Origin of the sequence: Treponema parvum (assembly GCF_017893965.1) — a bacterium.
Taxonomy (GTDB): Bacteria; Spirochaetota; Spirochaetia; order Treponematales; family Treponemataceae; genus Treponema_D; species Treponema_D parvum.
In genome coordinates this window covers 1,940,178-1,959,447 of the sequence record NZ_CP054142.1, presented here as the reverse complement: position 1 = coordinate 1,959,447, position 19,270 = coordinate 1,940,178, and the positions used below count along the sequence as shown (strand labels likewise).

General features: G+C 39.5%; 19 protein-coding genes and 2 tRNA genes. 18 read left to right on the top strand and 3 right to left on the bottom strand.

All coding sequences use genetic code 11. The features are described 5' to 3' along the window. Positions 1–14 precede the first annotated feature (14 nt). The 17 genes from HRQ91_RS08665 to HRQ91_RS08585 all read left to right on the top strand — a co-directional run bounded on the left by HRQ91_RS08665 (position 15) and on the right by HRQ91_RS08585 (position 14,756). The gene (locus HRQ91_RS08665; protein ID WP_210119174.1) at positions 15–1,112 is read left to right on the top strand and encodes an EpsG family protein; all 1,098 of its coding nucleotides are present in this window, start codon (positions 15–17) and stop codon (positions 1,110–1,112) included. Positions 1,113–1,145: 33 nt separating this feature from the next. Next, a complete protein-coding gene (locus tag HRQ91_RS11885) occupies positions 1,146–1,685 on the top strand; it encodes an acyltransferase (RefSeq protein WP_210119173.1) in 540 nt (179 codons plus the stop codon). Continuing rightward, the gene (locus HRQ91_RS08655; RefSeq protein ID WP_210119172.1) at positions 1,678–2,766 is read left to right on the top strand and encodes a glycosyltransferase; all 1,089 of its coding nucleotides are present in this window, start codon (positions 1,678–1,680) and stop codon (positions 2,764–2,766) included. The genes HRQ91_RS11885 and HRQ91_RS08655 overlap by 8 nt, the downstream gene beginning before the upstream one ends. 9 nt (positions 2,767–2,775) lie before the next feature. Beyond that, entirely contained in the window at positions 2,776–3,525 is a 750-nt protein-coding gene (locus tag HRQ91_RS08650) for a glycosyltransferase family 2 protein (protein WP_210119171.1), read from the top strand. Between the two features lie 90 nt (positions 3,526–3,615). Beyond that, positions 3,616–4,494 (top strand): glucose-1-phosphate thymidylyltransferase RfbA, encoded by an 879-nt coding sequence (rfbA, locus tag HRQ91_RS08645; protein WP_210119170.1) that lies wholly within the window; start codon positions 3,616–3,618, stop codon positions 4,492–4,494. Between the two features lie 3 nt (positions 4,495–4,497). Further along, positions 4,498–5,088: a dTDP-4-dehydrorhamnose 3,5-epimerase gene (gene rfbC / locus HRQ91_RS08640; RefSeq protein ID WP_210119169.1), complete on the top strand. Its 591-nt coding sequence runs from the start codon at positions 4,498–4,500 to the stop codon at positions 5,086–5,088. Between the two features lies 1 nt (position 5,089). After that, the gene (gene rfbB / locus HRQ91_RS08635; protein ID WP_210119168.1) at positions 5,090–6,217 is read left to right on the top strand and encodes a dTDP-glucose 4,6-dehydratase; all 1,128 of its coding nucleotides are present in this window, start codon (positions 5,090–5,092) and stop codon (positions 6,215–6,217) included. Beyond that, positions 6,218–7,108, top strand: coding sequence for a dTDP-4-dehydrorhamnose reductase (gene rfbD, locus HRQ91_RS08630; protein WP_210119167.1), 891 nt, complete (start codon positions 6,218–6,220; stop codon positions 7,106–7,108). A 155-nt stretch (positions 7,109–7,263) separates the two neighbouring features. Next, positions 7,264–8,385, top strand: coding sequence for an acyltransferase family protein (locus tag HRQ91_RS08625; RefSeq protein WP_275946230.1), 1,122 nt, complete (start codon positions 7,264–7,266; stop codon positions 8,383–8,385). A 145-nt stretch (positions 8,386–8,530) separates the two neighbouring features. Next, a complete protein-coding gene (locus tag HRQ91_RS08620) occupies positions 8,531–10,654 on the top strand; it encodes a methyl-accepting chemotaxis protein (RefSeq protein ID WP_210119165.1) in 2,124 nt (707 codons plus the stop codon). A gap of 288 nt (positions 10,655–10,942) precedes the next feature. After that, a tRNA-Gln gene (locus tag HRQ91_RS08615) sits at positions 10,943–11,013 on the top strand. A gap of 63 nt (positions 11,014–11,076) precedes the next feature. Further along, positions 11,077–11,149, top strand: a tRNA-Glu gene (locus HRQ91_RS08610). Between the two features lie 503 nt (positions 11,150–11,652). Beyond that, complete coding sequence (locus tag HRQ91_RS08605) at positions 11,653–11,877, top strand: DUF6364 family protein (protein ID WP_210119164.1); 225 nt, start codon at positions 11,653–11,655, stop codon at positions 11,875–11,877. Beyond that, positions 11,870–12,292, top strand: coding sequence for a PIN domain-containing protein (locus tag HRQ91_RS08600; RefSeq protein WP_246473201.1), 423 nt, complete (start codon positions 11,870–11,872; stop codon positions 12,290–12,292). Before HRQ91_RS08605 ends, HRQ91_RS08600 begins: the two co-directional genes overlap by 8 nt. Positions 12,293–12,408: 116 nt before the next feature. Next, on the top strand, positions 12,409–13,434 hold the full coding sequence (locus HRQ91_RS08595) for a branched-chain amino acid aminotransferase (RefSeq protein WP_210119162.1): 1,026 nt from the start codon (positions 12,409–12,411) through the stop codon (positions 13,432–13,434). A 78-nt stretch (positions 13,435–13,512) separates the two neighbouring features. Beyond that, positions 13,513–14,283, top strand: coding sequence for a threonine/serine exporter family protein (locus tag HRQ91_RS08590; protein ID WP_210119161.1), 771 nt, complete (start codon positions 13,513–13,515; stop codon positions 14,281–14,283). Positions 14,284–14,285: 2 nt separating this feature from the next. Further along, positions 14,286–14,756: a threonine/serine exporter family protein gene (locus HRQ91_RS08585; protein WP_210119160.1), complete on the top strand. Its 471-nt coding sequence runs from the start codon at positions 14,286–14,288 to the stop codon at positions 14,754–14,756. Between the two features lie 118 nt (positions 14,757–14,874). Here the strand turns inward: HRQ91_RS08585 and HRQ91_RS08580 are convergent, their stop codons facing one another. Both HRQ91_RS08580 and HRQ91_RS08575 read right to left on the bottom strand, forming a co-directional pair. Further along, a complete protein-coding gene (locus HRQ91_RS08580) occupies positions 14,875–15,138 on the bottom strand; it encodes a type II toxin-antitoxin system RelE family toxin (protein WP_210119159.1) in 264 nt (87 codons plus the stop codon). Then, positions 15,135–15,392, bottom strand: coding sequence for a DUF6290 family protein (locus tag HRQ91_RS08575; RefSeq protein WP_210119158.1), 258 nt, complete (start codon positions 15,390–15,392; stop codon positions 15,135–15,137). The genes HRQ91_RS08580 and HRQ91_RS08575 overlap by 4 nt, the downstream gene beginning before the upstream one ends. A gap of 174 nt (positions 15,393–15,566) precedes the next feature. On the opposite strand from HRQ91_RS08575, the gene HRQ91_RS08570 reads away from it, so the two are divergent. After that, entirely contained in the window at positions 15,567–16,433 is an 867-nt protein-coding gene (locus HRQ91_RS08570; protein ID WP_210119157.1) for an exodeoxyribonuclease III, read from the top strand. Between the two features lie 124 nt (positions 16,434–16,557). Here HRQ91_RS08570 and greA read toward each other — a convergent pair whose 3' ends face one another. Further along, positions 16,558–19,254: a transcription elongation factor GreA gene (gene greA, locus HRQ91_RS08565; protein WP_210119156.1), complete on the bottom strand. Its 2,697-nt coding sequence runs from the start codon at positions 19,252–19,254 to the stop codon at positions 16,558–16,560. Positions 19,255–19,270: the final 16 nt, after the last annotated feature.

The following is a 19,270-nucleotide window of genomic DNA, read 5'->3' as shown; positions in this document are numbered from 1 at the left end:
TAAGGATTCATTAAATGTTACCTTTTTATTTATTATGGCTTATTATCGCTCTCTTTAGTAATAATGAAATTTTTATTTCCCAAAATAAGTATCTGAATAAAAGTTTAAAATTATTAGCCTTTTATGTCATATTTTTTTATTTAATTATTTTTACGGTTTTTAAAGGAAATGTAGGTGCCGACTATAATAGTTATATGCTCTTTTTTAATTTGGGTAAGTTTAAAGACTATAAAGATACTTTATTTTCAATTGAACCGCTGTTCTGGTATTTATCCCGTCTTTTTTTCGTGCTTAATTTACCATTTGAGTGTTTCTGGTTTTTGCTGGCCACAATTACTTTAATCTTAAAGTTTAGATTCTATAAAAATATGTCTCCTTATCTAACTGTATCTTTATTAATTTATTTGTCAGGAATGTTTATTGAGAGAGATTTCGATGGTATTAGACAAGGTCTGAGTATAAGTTTTTGCTATATAGGAATATTGGCATTGTTGCGATCTAATAAAAAGGAGTTCCTCATTTATTGCTTGATCGGGATCTTGTTTCACTATTCATCAGTTGTTTTTCTTATTTCACCGTTCTTTTTGAAGATAAGAATGAGAAAATTCGTGTATTATGTTATTTTAATGCTCGGATTCATATTTGTTTTGATGAGGTTAAATTTTCTCGTATTTGTTGTGAACTTTATTCCTCTAAGTTATTTAAAAGCAAAGGTAAATGTATATATGTCAATCAATGAGTATTCTAAAGCAGTCGGTATTAACATAGGGATACTTGTCAGGATAATGATTTTTACCTTGTTTATTATCAAGGGGAATAGATTTGGAATAGATGATGAAAAATATAATTTATTATTAAATGGTTTATTTTTTTCCATTATTTGTTTTTTGTTCTTTAACAATATGGATATATTGGCTCATAGATTGGCGTATGGTTTTAGAGAATTTCAAATTATAATCATTCCTATGATTTTTAAAAAAATAAAGGCGAAGGAGAAACCTGTTGTATATTCTTTTATTATTGTTTATAGCTTTGTTATGTTTTATCGTATGATAAACACACCGCTTTTGAGAACATACTATCAATATACAAATTTATTGTTTAATTTCTAATAATAAAATCATAATTACCGGAGGAAAGATATAATGAAATTTTTGAAAAGAATATGTTACGGCGTGTACAAAATGCTGAATTCTATAATTATGTGGCTGCCTTTTTATTATATAAGATTGCTCTGGGGAAAAGCGATAATAAAGTGCTTCGGTAAGAATATATATTTATCTCGTAATATAGCTTTTCTTAATCCGCGTAATATTTCTATAGGTAATAATTGTGTGTTGAATAGCGGTATTATTTTAGACGGAAGGGGTGCTGCTTTGCGTATAGGCAATAATGTTGACATTGCTCAAGATGTCAACGTTTGGACACAGGAGCATGATACTATGAGTTGTGATCATCGTTTACATAGTGCGGCAGTGATAATAAATGCGAATGTCTGGATTGCAAGTAGGGCAATTATTTTACCTGGTGTTACGATAGGGGAAGGCGCAGTAATTGCCGCAGGTGCAGTTGTTACTAAAAATGTTGAGCCGTTTTCAATTGTTGCGGGTGTTCCGGCAAAAAAGATAGGCATGAGAAATGATAATCTGAATTATATACTTAATTACAAGCCGTTTTTTGAGTGAAGAAAATATGAAAGTATTGCTTGTAACACGGACATTGAATCAAAAGCAAAACGACGGAGGATCGATTGTTTCAAAACGTAATTATCGGATGTTATGTCAGTGTTGCGGGTATAATAATATAGATACTCTTGAAATAAAAAAGGTAAGCAATTTTATAAAGTTGAGGAATTTGCTTTTTCGTGAAGATTACGGGGTAACGAAACCAATAAAAAAAGCATTTGTTGATATGGTAGAAAATACAAAATATGATTTCGTGTTTTTTAATTCCTCTTTATACGGAGAACTTGTAAAGATTTGCGCAACGAAAAATATTCTTACTATAGTTTTCTATCATAATGTTGAATTTAAATATTACCGGGCGATGTTTCATAATTATAAAAATTTTTTATCATATGTTTTTTCAACGTATATAAAATCTATAGAAAAAAAGAGTACGATATATTCTGATTTTAGAATAGCACTAACCGATCGGGATGCGGCGGGTATTAATGATATTTATAAAAAACCTTGTGATTTAATACTGCCGATTTCTATGCCGATGCGAAACATTTCCGTTGTAAGAAGAAAATCCCTCAATAAAAATTGTGCGTTTATAGGATCTGATTTTTTTGCAAACTGTCAAGGAATTTATTGGTTTATAGAGAAGGTTTTACCTTTTATAGATTGTGAGCTTATTTTGGCAGGTTCGATCTGCAATGCGGTTAGCGCTCAATATCCGGACAGGCAGGGCATTCACTTTGTTGGGTATGTAGATAATTTGGATTCGTTCTATTACGATATTGATTTTATAGTGTCGCCTATTTTTGCAGGTTCGGGAATGAAAACAAAAACAGTTGAAGCTCTTTCCTATGGAAAGTCGGTTGTGGGAACAGAAGAAGCCTTTGTCGGTATTATTGCTGATTTTAATAAAATCGGAGGATTTTGCAATACGGCAGAAGATTTTATATCATGTATAAACGGTAAAAAATTTGAATTATTTAATAAGTATTCATATTCATATTTTAAGCAAAATTTATCGGATGACAACATTTTTGAAAAATTCAATATGTTTTGTAAAGCAAAGAATATATTTGGAAATTAAGGATATCGTATGCCTCAAGTATCAATCATAATGCCCTGTCATAACGGAGAGAAATATCTTTTAGAGTCCATTAATTCCGTACTCGCGCAGACATTTACGGATTGGGAATTGCTCATTATAGATGATAATTCCTCGGACAATTCCATAAAGATTATAGAATCGTTTTGTGCCGAAGATACTAGAATTCGTTTGTTTCATACAGATCGGTCTTCCGGCTTGCCTGCAACGCCGCGTAATGTCGGTATACGGAATGCATCCGGCAGATATATAGCTTTCCTTGATTGCGACGATATGTGGCTTCCGACAAAACTGGAACATCAGCTTCCGTTTTTTGAAAGTGACAACGTTGCTGTCGTCTTTTCCCACTATGAAAAGATAGATGTGAATGGACTGAGAGATAACCGTATTGTAACGGCACCTGGTGTTGTGAGCTATAAAACATTACTTAAAGGAGATTGTATTGGGAATTTGACCGCTGTGTATGATATTCAAAAGGTCGGTAAAATTTATCAAAAAGAAATCCACCATGAAGATTATCTTATGTGGCTTACAATTCTTTTAAATGACTTTAAAGCGATTAATACAAAGACTATGGAAGCCCTGTATCGAGTACAATTGCATTCCATTTCTGGAAATAAATTTATCGCATGTTTATGGCAATGGCATATTTTGCGAAAAGAGTTAAAACTGTCGTTGCCTAAGGCTATTTTTTATTTTATTACGTACATGTATTTCGGTATTAAAAAATATCTAAAATAGACTGAATTTTGAAAATATCAGCTAATGATGCTATGCTTTGGGTGAGAACTTTGTTAGCTGCGATAAAGCGTTACCCTTGGAGATTTTTATATGAAAGGCATTATTCTTGCCGGAGGGGCCGGCACCCGCTTATATCCGCTTACTAGGGCTGTCAGTAAGCAGATTTTACCTGTTTACGACAAGCCGATGATTTATTATCCGTTGAGCTGTATTATGCTTGCGGGCATTCGGGATGTCATGATCATTTCTACTCCTCGCGATATCGGCTGCTTTAAAGAACTTTTCGGCGACGGAAAATGGCTCGGTATGCATTTTGAATATGCGGTTCAGAATAAGCCCAGAGGCCTTGCGGACGCGTTTATTGTCGGCAAGAACTTTATCGGAAATGACGATGTCGCCCTGGCGCTTGGAGACAATATTTTCTACGGTCAGAGCTTTACTTCTACTTTAAAAAGCGCCGCTGAAAAAATCAGCAAGAACAAGGGGGCGGTGATTTTCGGTTATTATGTTGCCGACCCTACCTCCTATGGCGTCGTTGAATTTGACAAAGAAGGGAATGTTCTCGGTATTGAGGAAAAACCCGTCAACCCCAAATCTCACTATGCTGTTCCCGGTCTTTATTTTTATGATAATTCCGTTGTGGATATAGCCGCTAACGTTAAGCCCAGCGCCCGGGGAGAAATTGAGATCACTGCGGTAAATAACGAATATCTGGTGCGTAAGCAGCTCAAGGTTGAACTGCTTGGGCGCGGCATGGCCTGGCTTGATACCGGTACTTACGAGGGACTACAGGAAGCGGGTAACTTTGTCGCCACTATACAAAAACGACAGGGGTTTTATGTTGCTTGTCTTGAAGAAATTGCTTTTAACAATGGATGGATTTCTAAGGAACAGCTTTTGGATATGGCTAAGAGTTATAAAACCGAATACGGCCATTATTTGGAATTTATTGCCGGCATGAAGGAATAAAAAGTGTCATTTGAGTTTAAAAAATGCGGTATAGAAGGGTTATATGAAATTCAGCCTAAAATTTTCGGCGATAGTCGCGGATACTTTTTAGAAACTTATACTGAAAAAGATTTTTTTGAAGCGGGACTTACTATGCAGTTTGTTCAGGACAACCAGTCAAAATCATCCAAATATGTTTTACGCGGTCTTCATTTTCAGACAAAACATCCTCAAGGAAAACTTGTTAGAGCGTTAGAGGGAAGGGTTTATGACGTCGCTGTGGACTTACGTGTCGGGAACGCAACTTTCGGGAAATATTACGGTGTAATTCTTGATGCAGAAAAACAGAATATGTTTTACATCCCGAAAGGTTTTGCGCACGGTTTTTGTGTTCTTACAGATACTGCGACGTTTGCCTATAAGTGTACGGATTTCTATCATCCTGAGGACGAAGGCGGAATTATGTGGAACGATCCGGCAATCGGCATTGACTGGGAGTCAATACTTTCCGGAATTACGGAAAATGTAAATTTAAGCGAAAAAGACAAAAAATACGTTCCGTTCAGCCCGGAAAAGAAATATTTCGACCTTAACGCCGAATGGATTGGAGAATAAGATGTCTGACAGAAAACTTAAGAATATTTTGGTAACCGGCGGCGCCGGTTTTATCGGCTGCAATTTTATTCATTATTTGTTTGGGGTAAGCAATAGCGGCACCGACCTTTTTAACGACGCCGACTTTACAGGGAACATTGTAAATGTAGACTGTCTTACATACGCCGGCAATCTTGAATCATTAAAGGATGTTGAAGAACAGTTTGGCGGCAAGCGCTATTTCTTCGAAAAGATTGATATCTGTGACCGTGCGGAAATTGAGCGCATCTTTAAGCAGTATGACATAGATACTGTAATTCACTTTGCGGCCGAAAGCCATGTAGATCGTTCCATTCTCGGGCCTGAAGCTTTTATAAAAACAAACGTAATCGGAACTTTTACACTCTTGGATTGTGCCAGAAACTTTTGGAAAAAAACGGACGGTACTGTTCGTGACGATGTTCTTTTCCACCACATTTCTACGGATGAAGTTTACGGTTCTCTCGGTGAAACAGGTTACTTTCTGGAAACCACTCCTTATGATCCCCGCTCGCCTTATTCTTCTTCTAAGGCGAGTTCCGACCACATCGTAATGGCTTATTACCACACTTACGGTTTGCCGGTCACTTTGTCTAACTGCACAAACAACTACGGACCTTTCCAGTTTCCGGAAAAGTTTTTACCTTTGATGATTTCCAACATCAAAGACGGCAAGAACCTTCCCGTCTACGGTAAGGGTGACAATATCCGTGACTGGATTTATGTTGAAGACCACAACCGCGGCGTTTGGCAAATCGTGAAAGGAAGCCCTACCGGCGAAAAATGGAACCTCGGCGGTGAAAACGAATGGCAGAACATTAAGCTTTTGAACGAAGTTATCGATTTGACCGGTAAGGAAATCGGTAAAGACGCTGAAGTTGTTCGCAAAACCGTCACGTACGTAAAGGATCGTCCGGGGCATGACAAGCGTTATGCTATCGACTGTGCAAAGGCTAAGACTAAACTCGGCTGGGAACGCAGGATGACTTTTGAACAGGGCCTGCTTGCAACGATCCGCTGGTATTTGAACCACGGCGAATGGATCGATAACATTAAGTCCGGGGCTTATAAAGATTGGATTTTTAAGAATTATACACAACAGGGTAGATAGGTGATTTGGGTAATCGGTTGCAAAGGTATGCTCGGCAGCGAAATCTGCCGGCAGCTAAACGAGAAAAAACTTCAGTATGTTATGAGCGATATTGACGTAGATATCACCGATATCAACGCTTTAAAACAATTCGCAAAAGATTCGGACATCACATGGATTGTTAACTGTGCAGGATATACTGCGGTTGATAAAGCCGAAAGCGATGCGGAGTTAGCCCGTAAACTTAATGAAACGGCTCCTGCAAATATTGCAAAGGTAGCCGATTTATGCGGGGCCAAAGTAATTCACATATCAACCGATTATGTATTCGATGGAGCGGGCAACAGCCCGATAACGGAAGATGCTCCTGTGTCTCCTTTAGGAGTATATGGCATGACTAAGGCCGCAGGTGAAAAATCGATTTTTGATAATACAGATAAGTATTACATCCTTAGAACCGCATGGCTTTACGGTTGGGCAGGGAAGAACTTTGTCTATACGATGATCAAAGCCATGAATACTCATGAGTCCGTAAAAGTCGTTAATGATCAAAAAGGAACTCCAACCTTTGCCGCCGATTTAGCCGGCATAATATTGGAAATTATAAATAGAAAAGAAGTTCCTTATGGAACGTATCATGTTACCGATCTCGGAGAAATTACATGGTGGGACTTTGCGAATGAAATCAAAAAACAGGGAATCAAAACCGGACGAATTAATGAAACAGGTAAAAACTGCGTTGTAAATCCGTGTTCGACGTATGAATATCCGACGCCTGCAAAAAGGCCTGCCTATTCCGTTTTAAGTAAAGATAAGATTCAGAAGACTCTGGAAATTACTCTTCCGGACTGGAAGGAAAGCCTTTCAAACTTCTTAAAATCGGATTTGTTTGATAAAGAGAGAATCAAATAGATAATGTAAAATAACTTGTACTGCGGTTGCAAATTACAAATTTGTCAGATTGAAAATTAATGCTTTTTATGCTAATAATGACGAAAGATGAAAAAATGTTATGTTGACGGTGCTCAGACCCGCTTTAAATTTTCATAACATATTTTCAAGGTAAAATGTTGTTATACAAAAAAATAAAATCATTTACAGGCTTGAGATTCATAATGATTATGAATATTGTGATTGCTCATTTTGAATTTTTGGGAGAATGCAGCGGTTTTGGTGATTTTTATAAAATCTTTATTCATGATGCCACTTTTGCAGTTGATTTCTTCTTTATGATTTCAGGATTTGGAATGATGATTGGAAATCTAAATAAATTTCCAGAAATTTCAAAATGTCCTTTGATTATTGATGTAAAATTTGGAATAAATCACATTAAAAAAATATATCCAGTGTATTTAGCGACAATACTTTCAGGATTGTGTTGGAATATTGCAGTTATTTTTTATAAAAACGAAGCTATTGTAAAGAAAATTTGTTATCAAGTTGTAAAACTGATTGTAAATATTCCTGTTCTTCAATCAGCAACAGGTATGATGGCGTTTACATCCGCTTTTAATGGCGTAGCTTGGTTCTTATCTTGCTTGTTTTGTGTATATCTGGTTTCACCGTTTTTAATGTTTGTTTTAAGAAAAATTGGAAAATTAATTTTTTCAAATATACTTTATGTTATGTTAAATATCCTCATAATAGTTGTTCTTAAGTTTGTTTTTGAAAAAATTGAAAATCATTATTCGATTATTGATATTTTATCATACGCAAGTCCGTATTGGAGAGTTTTTTATGTTTTAATAGGAATGAATCTTGCTTTGATTTATGTAAAATTAAAGGAAAATAAATTTAAATATTTTTCTATTTTTGAAATTATAATTTCAGTGATTGTCGTTTCGTTTTTTTTCACAAGAAACTCAATTTTTATAACGATGAATAGTTATTTAAAAAATATAATCGATTGTTTTCTATGTGCATTATTTGTATTTATCTTTTCTTTTGACAAGGGTTGTGTTTCAAAGATTTTAAAAAAAGAAAAAATGCAGTTACTTGGAAATATTTCAATGTACATATTTTTGATTCATTATCCGATTCGAGTATATTTAGATTCGATTTTAGAACATTTGTTAGGCATGAATTTAATTATTGCGTTTTGTCTAATTTTTATGATTTTGATTTCAACTTTTGTAATTTCATTTCTAATTTATATAAAAAGAGATATGCAAAAAAACGCTTCAATCTGACAACATGGGAAGACCCGGTTGAAGGCTAAGCGACCGTGTGGGAAAATCCGACTTAAAGGCTGACGTATTATCGAATACGGCAAGTATTTAAAAAGTCAGCATATTTTTTCGGCCTTAAACAAAAACCGTGAAGGAGTTTGACAGAATGAAAAACAGAAAAGAAAAAAGGCGTTTTGCCATAAAAGTAAAATTACTTGTTATTTTTTGTTCGCTGGTTGCGGGAGCCATTTTTATGCTCGCTTTTTTGCAAATGACCACCGCAAAAAAAGTTATAACGGAAAACATCAGCACTAATATTGAAGATAGAGCTGTCGTTACCGCTCAATTAATTGAAAGCCGGTTTTCCGCTATGCTTCAGGTTCTTGGAAATCTTGCCATCCGATCTGTTTTGTATGACGAACAAGTTCCTGTGTTAACAAAGATGAAATTTCTTGAAAACGAGTTTTATACGCAGAAAAAGAACGCGGCTTGGCTTTTAGATTTATTTATTGTGGATACGAACGGTATCTCATATACGTTTGATGCAACTCCTATTCCTGTTCCCGACAGAGATTATTATCAAGCGGCAATGAAAGATACGCTGTTTATTTCCAACCCATACATCACCCGCTCTGATGATTCCGGAACGGCGGTCATAACACTTTCTATGCCTCTTAAAAATAACAACCGCATAACCGGTGTGCTTGTTATGGATATAGATGCCGCGGAGCTTTCCACAATGATAAAAGACATTGTTGTGGGGAAAACAGGCGAGGCGTCGATAGTCAGTAAGGACGGTGTTATTGTTGCCGATAGAGATATGGAACTTGTACGCGATCAAGTAAATATAATGGAAATAAGTAAAACAAATGAGTCTTTTAAATCATTGGCGGATTTTATACAGCTTGCTATGGAAGGCGGCGAAAACGGAACAGGTTTTTACCGATATGACAATTCCGATAAAATTGCGGCATTCGCAAAGATTAAAAGTACCGGCTGGATAATAATCATATCCGCACCGTTACACGAATTTATGGATCCTATAAAACATTTACGGATTACCATGTACAGTATAGGAACTGCAATCTTAGCTGTTACCCTTATCATCATATATATTACCGCGCAAAAAATTGTAACGCCTATACAAAATACCGTTAATGCACTAAAAGGAATTGCGCAAGGCGCCGGAGATTTAACAATTCGGCTTCCCGTTACCGGTAATGATGAAATTACCGATATGGCGGTGTATTTTAACGAGACAATGGAAAAAATCGGGACTTCAATTAAAGGCGTCAGCGAAACCAGTCATATTATGTCGGAAATCGGCAGCGAGCTTGCAAGCAACATGAACGAAACGGCGAGTGCAATACATGAAATCAGTGCGAACATTGACGGGATAAAGCAGCAGACAATGACGCAAGCGTCAAGCTTAACCGAAACAGCCGCCACGATGGAAGAGATTATCCGCACGATTAAAAACTTAAACGGCAGCATCGAAACACAGGCGGCGAGCGTTGAGCAGTCTTCGTCTTCAATTGAAGAAATGGTTTCGAACATCGCTTCCATTACGCAGACGCTCGATAAAACCGATGACGCAATTAAAGACCTCGCTTCCGCCACAGCGGACGGTAAAGACACTCTTGTAAGCTCAAATCGTGTAACACAGAAGATTGCAGAAGAATCTGGAAGCCTTATGGAAGCATCAAGCGTGATTCAGCATATTGCAAGTCAGACTAATTTGCTTGCGATGAACGCTGCAATCGAAGCTGCACATGCAGGAGAAGCGGGGAAAGGCTTTGCCGTTGTTGCAGACGAAATCCGTAAGCTTGCCGAAGAATCGAGCGTGCAGGGAAAGGCAATAACCGAAACCTTAAAAATGCTGGGCGCCGAAATCGAAAGCCTCGCCCAATCATCCAAAACGGTTGAAGAAAAATTTAATGCCATCTTTTCTCTTTCGGAACACGTAAAAACGATGAGTGCAAATCTTATGGAAGTTATAAAAGAGCAGGAGAACGGCAGTCGTGAAGTGCTTGCGGCAATTAAAAGCATCAACTCCGTAACAAGTGAAGTAAAAGACGGGTCAGCTGAAATGCTGAAAGGCGGGGAACAGGTTGCGGAGGAAATGCGTAAACTCGACGACTTAACAAGGGTTATTACCGACAGCATGAATGAGATGGCTTCAGGGACAGTACAGATCAGTAATGCTGTGCAGGACGTAAACGAGATAACGCAAAAGAATAAGGTAAGTATTGATAATTTGGCACGAGAAGTAAAAAAGTTTAAGGTATAAGGTGCCGGATTTTTACCGCCTTCTAAAATCCTCGGCTCGCCGCACGGCACGGATGCCGTGTCGGAATTTAGTCGCGTATTTTTGCCCAGCAAAAATACGGTAGTGAGCGGTACACGGATGTAACGCGAACGGCCACTGCTCGAAATCGTTCGTTTAGGTCTGGAGTTGAAAAATGCCTCACGGCATTTTTCTTTTATGCGAGGCGCCCGAAAATCTTCCGCTCGCTCAGATTTTCGGGCTCTTGACAAGCATGGTCAAGTTCATTATCATATTCACACTGTATTACATTCCCCGATTGTGTAATGGTAGCACCGCAGATTCTGGTTCTGCTTGTGGGGGTTCGAATCCTCCTTGGGGAATTTTAAAACTGGCCGGAAGGTCAGTTTTTTTTAGCATCTTAGATGAAAATCATAAGATCGCTTGGTCCCTTCGTCTATCGGTTTAGGACAAAAGATTCTCAATCTTTAAAGACGAGTTCGACTCTCGTAGGGACCGAAAACATACGGAGTTTTCGTTAATCAGCCGTAAAGCAATTCGTGTCGTTTCAATACGAGGATGATACAAAGCTTCATATCTTAAAAGAATATAATGGTCAAAAAGGTTATGCAGTTGGATTTGAAGGATTAATTCAATTCCTAAAAGCATTATTACCTTCGGAAGACGTAATCACAGAAAATGTAAGAAAAACTATATCCGATGATTGATTTGCGTGAAATGCGGCTGATGCCTTAATACATCATGGTTTTACTATTCCCGGCACTGCTCGAAATCGCTCTGATAAGTCGAGAGTTGAAAAACGCTAAATGCGTTTTTCTTTTATGCGAGGCGCCAGCGATTTCTGCGTTTCCCTCGAAATCGCTCTGATAAGTCGAGAGTCGAAAAACGGCCAATCCGTTTTTCTTTTATACTAGGCGCCCGAAAATCTTACGCCCGCTTAGATTTTCGGGCTCTTTACTTTATTAATGTGCGCACTTATACTGTGTTAATGAGGATAATTTATGAAAAATATAACTTTATCAATTGATGAAAATGTTTTACAGGCAGGCCGAGAATACGCTAGGAATCATAATATCTCATTTAATTCTCTTGTACGAAAACTCGTTGAGCAAGCGGTTGTTACAAACAAGGATTACTGGCTTCATGATACTTTCTCTCTTATGGATACATTAAATGTGACATCAGGTGATGAAAAATGGGCAAGGGAAGAATTATATCGTGTCTAAAATATTTATTGATACAAATATACTTGTGTACACACTTGACTTAAAAGATTCAGGTAAGCAGGCTAAAGCTCGGGAAATAATGAAGAAAGTTGTAGATTTACATCAGCCCGTAATATCAACACAGGTACTTAAAGAATTCTATGTAGTCGCAACAACAAAATTGAAGGCAGATCGAATAATTGTCAAAAATATCATACACAATTTTTGTAATATTGAAATTGTTCAAAATGATTTGGAGCTGATAGAACAAGCAATAGATATTAGTGTAATTTTACAATTATCATTTTGGGATTCATTAATAGTAGCTGCGGCCGAGAAAGCAAAATGCAAATTTATTATTTCCGAAGATTTAAATCCGGGGCAGACATATCGAGGAGTAATGGTGATAGATCCGTTTAAGGAAGATGCTTTCTAATCCCCGCTTTGCTCGCCGGCACATCCCCAAAAGAATGATACCTGTCTTGACAAGGCCTTTTAATAATACTAAATTTTTTTAGTAAAAATGAATGTTTTACAGTCAGGAGGTGTTTCGTGGATACAAAAAATATTGACTGGGGAAATCTTGCATTCGGTTATGTAAAGACCGATAAGCGTTTCGTTTCAAATTTTAAAAACGGGAAATGGGATTCGGGAGAACTCGTATCGGACGCTTCCATAGTTATGTCGGAATGCGCCGGAGTGCTTCAGTATGCTCAGACATGTTTTGAGGGTCTTAAAGCCTATACCACTGAAGACGGCAGAGTGGTTACTTTTCGTCCGAACCTTAATGCGGAACGTATGCATAACTCGTGTTTGCGAATGGAAATGCCCGTGTTCCCCGAGAAAGATTTTGTAAAAGCGGTTCTCTCCGTCGTCAAAGCCAATGTCAAATGGGTGCCTCCTTACGGCAGCGGCGCAACCTTGTACATAAGGCCGTTTATGTTCGGAAGCAATGCCGTGATCGGCGTAAAACCCGCCGATGAATATCAGTTTAGAATCTTCGTTACTCCTGTGGGGCCGTATTTTAAAGGCGGAATAAAACCCATATACGTGCGCATTTCCGACCGCGATCGCGCGGCGCCCCACGGCACGGGAGACATTAAGGCGGGTCTTAATTACGCTATGAGTCTTTACAATATCGTAGACGCACATAAAAAAGGATTTGCGGAAAATATCTATCTGGATCCGGCAACCCATACGTGTGTGGAAGAAACCGGCGGAGCAAACATTTTATTTGTGACTAAGGACGGAAAACTTGTTACTCCGAAATCCGACAGTATTCTTCCTTCCATAACAAGACGTTCGCTTATTACGGTCGCAAAAGATTATCTTAATATGGAAGTCGAAGAGCGGAGCGTAAGAAAAGATGAAATTTCAGATTTTGCAGAATGCGGACTGTGCGGTACCGCCGCGGTCATTTCTCCTATAGGAAAGATATTCGATCACGGAAAAGACATTTGCTTTTCCAGCGGCACTGAAAAAATGGGGCCGGTTCTTCAAAAGCTGTACGATACTTTGACAGGCATCCAAATGGGACGGATAAAAGCGCCCGACGGCTGGATATACGAAGTAAAGTAAAAGCGGTTTGCCGGCAATATTCCATTTAAAAACCGCATGCGATATTGAAAAAAGTCATAAGACAGCTATAATGCGTTTATGTCCAAGATAGTAAGCGATGATATACAGGATCTGGCCGTAGAGGCGGGCGCCCTAGTTCTAGAAAACGGGGGAGAAACTTATCGTGCGGAAGAGACTGTAGTCCGCGTAGCAAAATCGCTCGGAGCGAAAAATCCTTATTCGTTTGTAACGCCGACGGTAATATTGTTTTCATGGAAAAATGCTGCCGGAGAGCATTTTATGAACATGAAAAGGATCCGCCGCCGATGTACTAACCTAAAGAAACTCGCGCTTGTAAACGACTTGTCGCGCAGCATTGAATCTCACGGAAAAAATGAAACGCATGAATCGCTCCGCTTGAAATTCGACGGTATTGAAAACGCTTCAAGTTATCCCACGTTAATCCTTATATTGGCGGCTGCAATAAGTTCATCATTTTTTGCATTTATGTTCGGAGGAACTGCAAAAGACGCCGTAGCCGTGTTTTTTACGGGCTTTTTTTTGCGCCTGATGCTTATATTTTTTGAACGTCGGATACCGAACGATTTTCTTTTATCGGTCTTATCGGGAATTTTTATTGCGATCGTAGTAAGAATATTTGCGTATTTTATAAGCGACTTGAATGTAGGAATTTCCATGATTTCAGCCCTCATGATCGTCGTTCCCGGTATTACTCTTGTGACATCCATACGCGACATGATAGCAGGAGACCTTATGGCAGGTTCCGCGCGTTTGGTTGAGGCTATAATCATAGCTTCGGGACTCTCGATCGGCGCGGCGGGCGGTTTACTCATGGCAGGATTGGTATAAAGATGGATATCCGTTTATTGACAGAATTGGTAAAAGCCTTTGCGTTCAGTTTTGTCGCTGTGGCGGGATTTTCTATCGTCTTTAATACGGAAATAAAAGACGTGTGGTGGGGTTCCGTCTTCGGCTCCGTAGGCTGGGTATTATACACGGTTATCGCAAAATACATGGGCTCGGCGGCAGGAGGATATACCGCCGGCGCGTTTACCGTCGCCGTTTTTTCCGAAGTTGCCGCCATGGTTTTAAAAAGGCCTGCAACCATTTTTTTGGTTCCAAGCATTCTTCCGCTGGTGCCCGGCGGCGGAATTTATGACATGATGTTTGCAACCGTGAGCGGAGATCTGGTAAAGGCCGGAGAGGCAGGCTATAAAACTTTAATCGCCGCCGGGGCGATCGCACTGGGAATTGCGGTGGCTTCGTCTGCGGCGCGTATTTTCTCCAAGGCAATACGCTCGCATATTATACGCCGACAGTAGCAGGTGTAAATTTGTTTTCGGCGATGCCTTGAAAGCGCGCCGTGTTGTAGAAGTTGCAGCAGGGGGGCTGCTCCCGAAGCTTGATCATAAAGGCGGCGAATGTATTTCCACTTGGCGGCTACATATCTTCATGGACTTCGCGCCGATGACCTACTTCCACAACGACAATCACAAGTTCCTTGTCCTGTATGCGGCAAATCAACCTGTAATCACCTACTCGATATCGCCAGAATCCGAGCCGGTTTCCAACAAGCATTTTTCCTGTTTCCCGTGGATTTTTCAATTTTTCAAGTTTTTTCACAAATTTCTGTATTTGCGTTTGAATAGAATGATCAAATTTTAAAAATTGTTTTTTTGCTTTTGCTGGAAAAACAATTTTCATAACCCGGCCTCTTTGAACACCTCATCTGCCGGGTAAGACTTAAAACCGCTCTTTTCGTATTCATTCCAAGCTGTAACGGCAGCTTCATAATCCGCCTTATCTTCAAGACACTCTGCTAAAAACAACTCCGCCGCCTTGTTGATAAACCAACTGCGGGAACAACCCCGTTCGGCACAATAGGAATCAATTCGAGTAAACATATCCGGCTGAAAACTGATACTCATACTTTTAACCTTTGCTTTTGTTGTTTTCATAAAAAACCTCTTTATATTATAACAATCTTAATATTTTTGTTATCTGTTGTCAAATTTTAATCAATCCAAAATATATTGCGATGTAAAAATTAACGGTTTGTCAATTTTTATTCAAATAGATACTAAAACTGCGATGTCTTGAAAGCGCGCCGTTAATTCCTTAAAATACCGGTTATGAACATTATTTCATGGAACGTAAATGGTCTTAGAGCCGTAGAAAAAAAAGGCTTTATCCCGTGGCTTTTATCATCCGGCGCCGATGTTGTGTGCATACAGGAGACAAAGGCCGACATATCGCAGCTGTCCCCCGAACTTATCGCACCCGGAGGCGATCCATCGTCCCAAAGTTCCGCCGAAGCCGATTCAGGCCGAAATCCTTCGGAAGAAAATTTTTTAGCCGCCGGTATAGAACCTCGGAAAGAAATCTCATATTATTCTTATTTTTCTTCCGCAAAAAAAGCCGGATATTCTGGAACTGCCGTCTATTCTTTGAAAAAGCCTGACAGAGTCTGCACTCTGGGGATTCCTGAATTTGACGACGAAGGCAGGGTAACGGCCGCGTTTTTCGGCAGGACTGTGATAATAAGCGCTTATTTTCCGAACAGCCAGGCTGAAGGAGCTCGTCTTCCGTATAAACTGCGGTTTTGCGACGCTATTCTTGATTTCTGTGCCGACTTGGTGGCTTCCAAAAACAATGTGGTTTTGTGCGGCGATTATAATATCGCGCATAAACCTATAGATCTGGAAAATCCCAAGGCAAATGAAAACAATCCGGGTTACTTACCCGAAGAGCGCGCATGGATGGATAAATTCACTTCTTCGGGCTATGTAGACACTTTTAGGCGTTTTTGTGCGGAGCCCAAGCAGTATACGTGGTGGAGCTATCGCTTCCGTGCACGAGAAAAGGACATCGGTTGGCGTATCGATTATCAGTGCGTAAATGAAAAATTTTTATCGTCCGTCAAATCGTCATCCATACTGAAAAACGTGATGGGAAGCGATCACTGTCCGATAAACATAGAAATTTCAGAAACGCTCTAGTTACGATCTGTGAGTGCGGCCTGCGACGGGACGCTTTTTCTCCAAGGCTTCGTCTTAGGACGCGATCGATTTCGGCCGGCGTCCTGTCGTCCCGAGATCGATCGAATTGACCGCCCGTATCGTTTTAGATCTTTGCCGCCTTAATGGCTTTTACCGTATAGTTATAACTATGCTCATTTATCACAAAGGATATGTCTTCTCCTGCTTTGTGATCAAGCAAAGCATCGCCGAACGGCGACATATAAGAAATTATTCCGTTGTCGGGGTCGGATTCCCACGGACCTAAGATCGTGTAAGTTTCGTCCTTGCCAGTATCCTTATTTAAAAGAGTTACCTTTGTAGCAAAAGATATTACGGACGTGGTGATCGTAGTGGGATCAAAGATGACGGAACGATTTAGCTCTTCCTGCAATTTTGCCAAAGTTACGGTAAGGTAGTGCTGGTGTTCTTTGGCCGCCTTGTATTCCGCGTTTTCCTTTAAGTCTCCCTGAGAGCGCGCTTCGCTTAAATCTTTTGCGTTCGCGGGAATATCGACGTTTTGAATTTGGTCTACAAGCGCCTGCTTTTCTTCCAGTTTTTTAACGGTAACAAGCATTCCGCTCGGCGCGGAAGTTTTTTCTTCGGCCGTATGGAATTTATATTCCGGATATTTTTCAAGAATCTTATTGCGCAGCGTGGCCTTTATGGAAGACTCAAGGTCGGTTATGTCGTCTATAAGGGTGTACATGCGCGTGATCGTGTCTTCACCGTTTTCAATCATATACTTGAGTAAGGTGTCGTCTTTAAACAAAAGCTGCGTCGCCGTACGGTTTATCTTTTTATTTTCCGTTGTGTTTACGTGATTGTTTATTTCACGGAACGTTTGGGTGATTATGTTGAGCAGTCCTATGAGCTGCTTTTCATACGGTATTCCGGCTTCCTTAAACCACTTTTCATTCTGACATTCTTTAAACAAATATAAGGCCGCTTCCCTGTATTCGCGCGAATTTTCAAAACTCGCCTGAGCCAGTTTTTGTACTTTTTCAGTATGTCCCGAATTTATGAGTGTTTTCAGCATATCCGATGAAAGCACTGCCGGAAACAGTCTGATATACTGATCCGCCCAATCCGGGAGCATTTTTATGGCTGCAAGATAATTCGCCTGCAACGATGTATTTTTAGAATCTTTTAAAAGATCATACATTGCCCGAGGATTTTCAATGTCGTCGTAAATTTCTTTAAAAGTGTATTTTATAGGAAAGGCGAGCGACGGAATCTTAGCATTTATGTCGCGAACCACAAGGTATGAGGCAAGAATCTGCTCGTTCACCTTTGTTACCGTCTTTAAAAAACTTGTAAAATAGCTGAACATATCGGCGAACAGTTCGCTGCCCTTGTCCGTTTCATCGGCGTTAACGAATTTCATGAGAATTTCTATGCGTGCAAAGAATTGTTTTTGAGCCTTGAATTCGTTCGACAGTTTTTCTTCCAAACTGATTTCATGTTCGCGCACCGTGTACATATTTATGTCGTTTGGGTTTACGCCGAACGAAGAATTTGATTCCAAAATTTTTTTAGCGGCGGTATTCCAAGAAGTCCATTCGCCCGGAGTCAAAATGGAATCGACCAGTTCCGCCTTTATGCGCTTAAAGTCGCAGTTGTTGTCAAAACTTTTTATTATGGTCTTTAAAGCCCATTCTTTTTCATCTTTTATTTTTTTTGCCAATTCTTCGCGAGATTTTGTGGCCTTTAATACCCATATGTGGTTTTTGGCAAGCGGAGTAAGCGCGTTTACGGCCATCTTTAAAGACATTTCGTGTATGCCGGATCTTTTGCCGAAGTTGATTGTCAAAATGTCGTTATGTACCTTTCGTATGATACCTACGCCCCATGAACGGTGAAAGACGAAGTTTTTAGCGTCAAAGGCGATATGTTTTTCAAAATCGCTTATGGCCTCGAATACGTTTCTGAAATTCTGCGTAAGGTTGGAAGAACGTATGTAGTCGTCGAGGTGGCTGTGCCCCGCATATTTGCCTTTAAAGCATTCTATTATTTCTTTGCGCGCCCAATTATCTTTAGGATCTATGGAAAGGATGAGCTTGAGTATGTCTATAGCGGTATCCCATTTTTGAGTATCTTTATAATAAGTGTACAGCTCCTGCATCAAAAGAGCGCTTTTATCATCGCTTATGGTTTTGGCAACTTTTCGCTGAACGAGCAGAAAAAAATCAATCTCTTCCGGTATGAGTGAAATCAATTTTGTCCAAACTTCTTTTATTATATTCAGATTTTTTGCGCTTACGTACCGCAAAAGCGCTTTTTTATAATAGGCGATCGCATTTTCACTGTCCGAAAGCTCTTCGTAGTGTTCGGCAAGGGCTTTGGCAAGTTCGGCTTCTTCATAGTCAAGTTTTACAATCCGCTCATAAAGTTCCCAAACCTTTTCGTTGTTTTCCGCCCTGTAACGATCAGCAAGCGTGCGAAGCGCAAATTTATTGTTGGGATCGTCCGCAAGGATGGACTCGCACAAATATTCTACGACGGCTTCTTTGTGGTTTTTTTTGAAGATATCTACGAGAGAGACGAGAGCGGAATTATCCAGAGTACCTTTATCGAGCGCAAGAATCCCTGAAAAATATAAGGCTATGATGCTGTCTTTGGAATGCGTCAAATGTTCGTCGCAAAGGGTTTTTATTTCATCGGCGCAGTTTTCGTTGCGCGCTTTTTCTATGACGGCGGCAAGTTCAATGAGGTTGTTCTTCGTATAATTGCTTATGGCAGCGCGTGTCCATGTTTCTTCTTTAAGCATCTCTTGGACGTTTTTTATCAATTCTTCAGACATATGTTCTCCTTAATAC

Coding starts and splice junctions, on each gene's coding strand:
- HRQ91_RS08665 (WP_210119174.1), top strand. CDS start 15: ATGTTACCTTTTTATTTATTATGGCTTATTATCGCTCTCTTTAGTAAT.
- HRQ91_RS11885 (WP_210119173.1), top strand. CDS start 1,146: ATGAAATTTTTGAAAAGAATATGTTACGGCGTGTACAAAATGCTGAAT.
- HRQ91_RS08650 (WP_210119171.1), top strand. CDS start 2,776: ATGCCTCAAGTATCAATCATAATGCCCTGTCATAACGGAGAGAAATAT.
- rfbA (WP_210119170.1), top strand. CDS start 3,616: ATGAAAGGCATTATTCTTGCCGGAGGGGCCGGCACCCGCTTATATCCG.
- rfbB (WP_210119168.1), top strand. CDS start 5,090: ATGTCTGACAGAAAACTTAAGAATATTTTGGTAACCGGCGGCGCCGGT.
- HRQ91_RS08625 (WP_275946230.1), top strand. CDS start 7,264: ATGTTGTTATACAAAAAAATAAAATCATTTACAGGCTTGAGATTCATA.
- HRQ91_RS08620 (WP_210119165.1), top strand. CDS start 8,531: ATGAAAAACAGAAAAGAAAAAAGGCGTTTTGCCATAAAAGTAAAATTA.
- HRQ91_RS08605 (WP_210119164.1), top strand. CDS start 11,653: ATGAAAAATATAACTTTATCAATTGATGAAAATGTTTTACAGGCAGGC.
- HRQ91_RS08590 (WP_210119161.1), top strand. CDS start 13,513: ATGTCCAAGATAGTAAGCGATGATATACAGGATCTGGCCGTAGAGGCG.
- HRQ91_RS08585 (WP_210119160.1), top strand. CDS start 14,286: ATGGATATCCGTTTATTGACAGAATTGGTAAAAGCCTTTGCGTTCAGT.
- HRQ91_RS08580 (WP_210119159.1), bottom strand. CDS start 15,138: ATGAAAATTGTTTTTCCAGCAAAAGCAAAAAAACAATTTTTAAAATTT.
- HRQ91_RS08575 (WP_210119158.1), bottom strand. CDS start 15,392: ATGAAAACAACAAAAGCAAAGGTTAAAAGTATGAGTATCAGTTTTCAG.
- HRQ91_RS08570 (WP_210119157.1), top strand. CDS start 15,567: ATGAACATTATTTCATGGAACGTAAATGGTCTTAGAGCCGTAGAAAAA.
- greA (WP_210119156.1), bottom strand. CDS start 19,254: ATGTCTGAAGAATTGATAAAAAACGTCCAAGAGATGCTTAAAGAAGAA.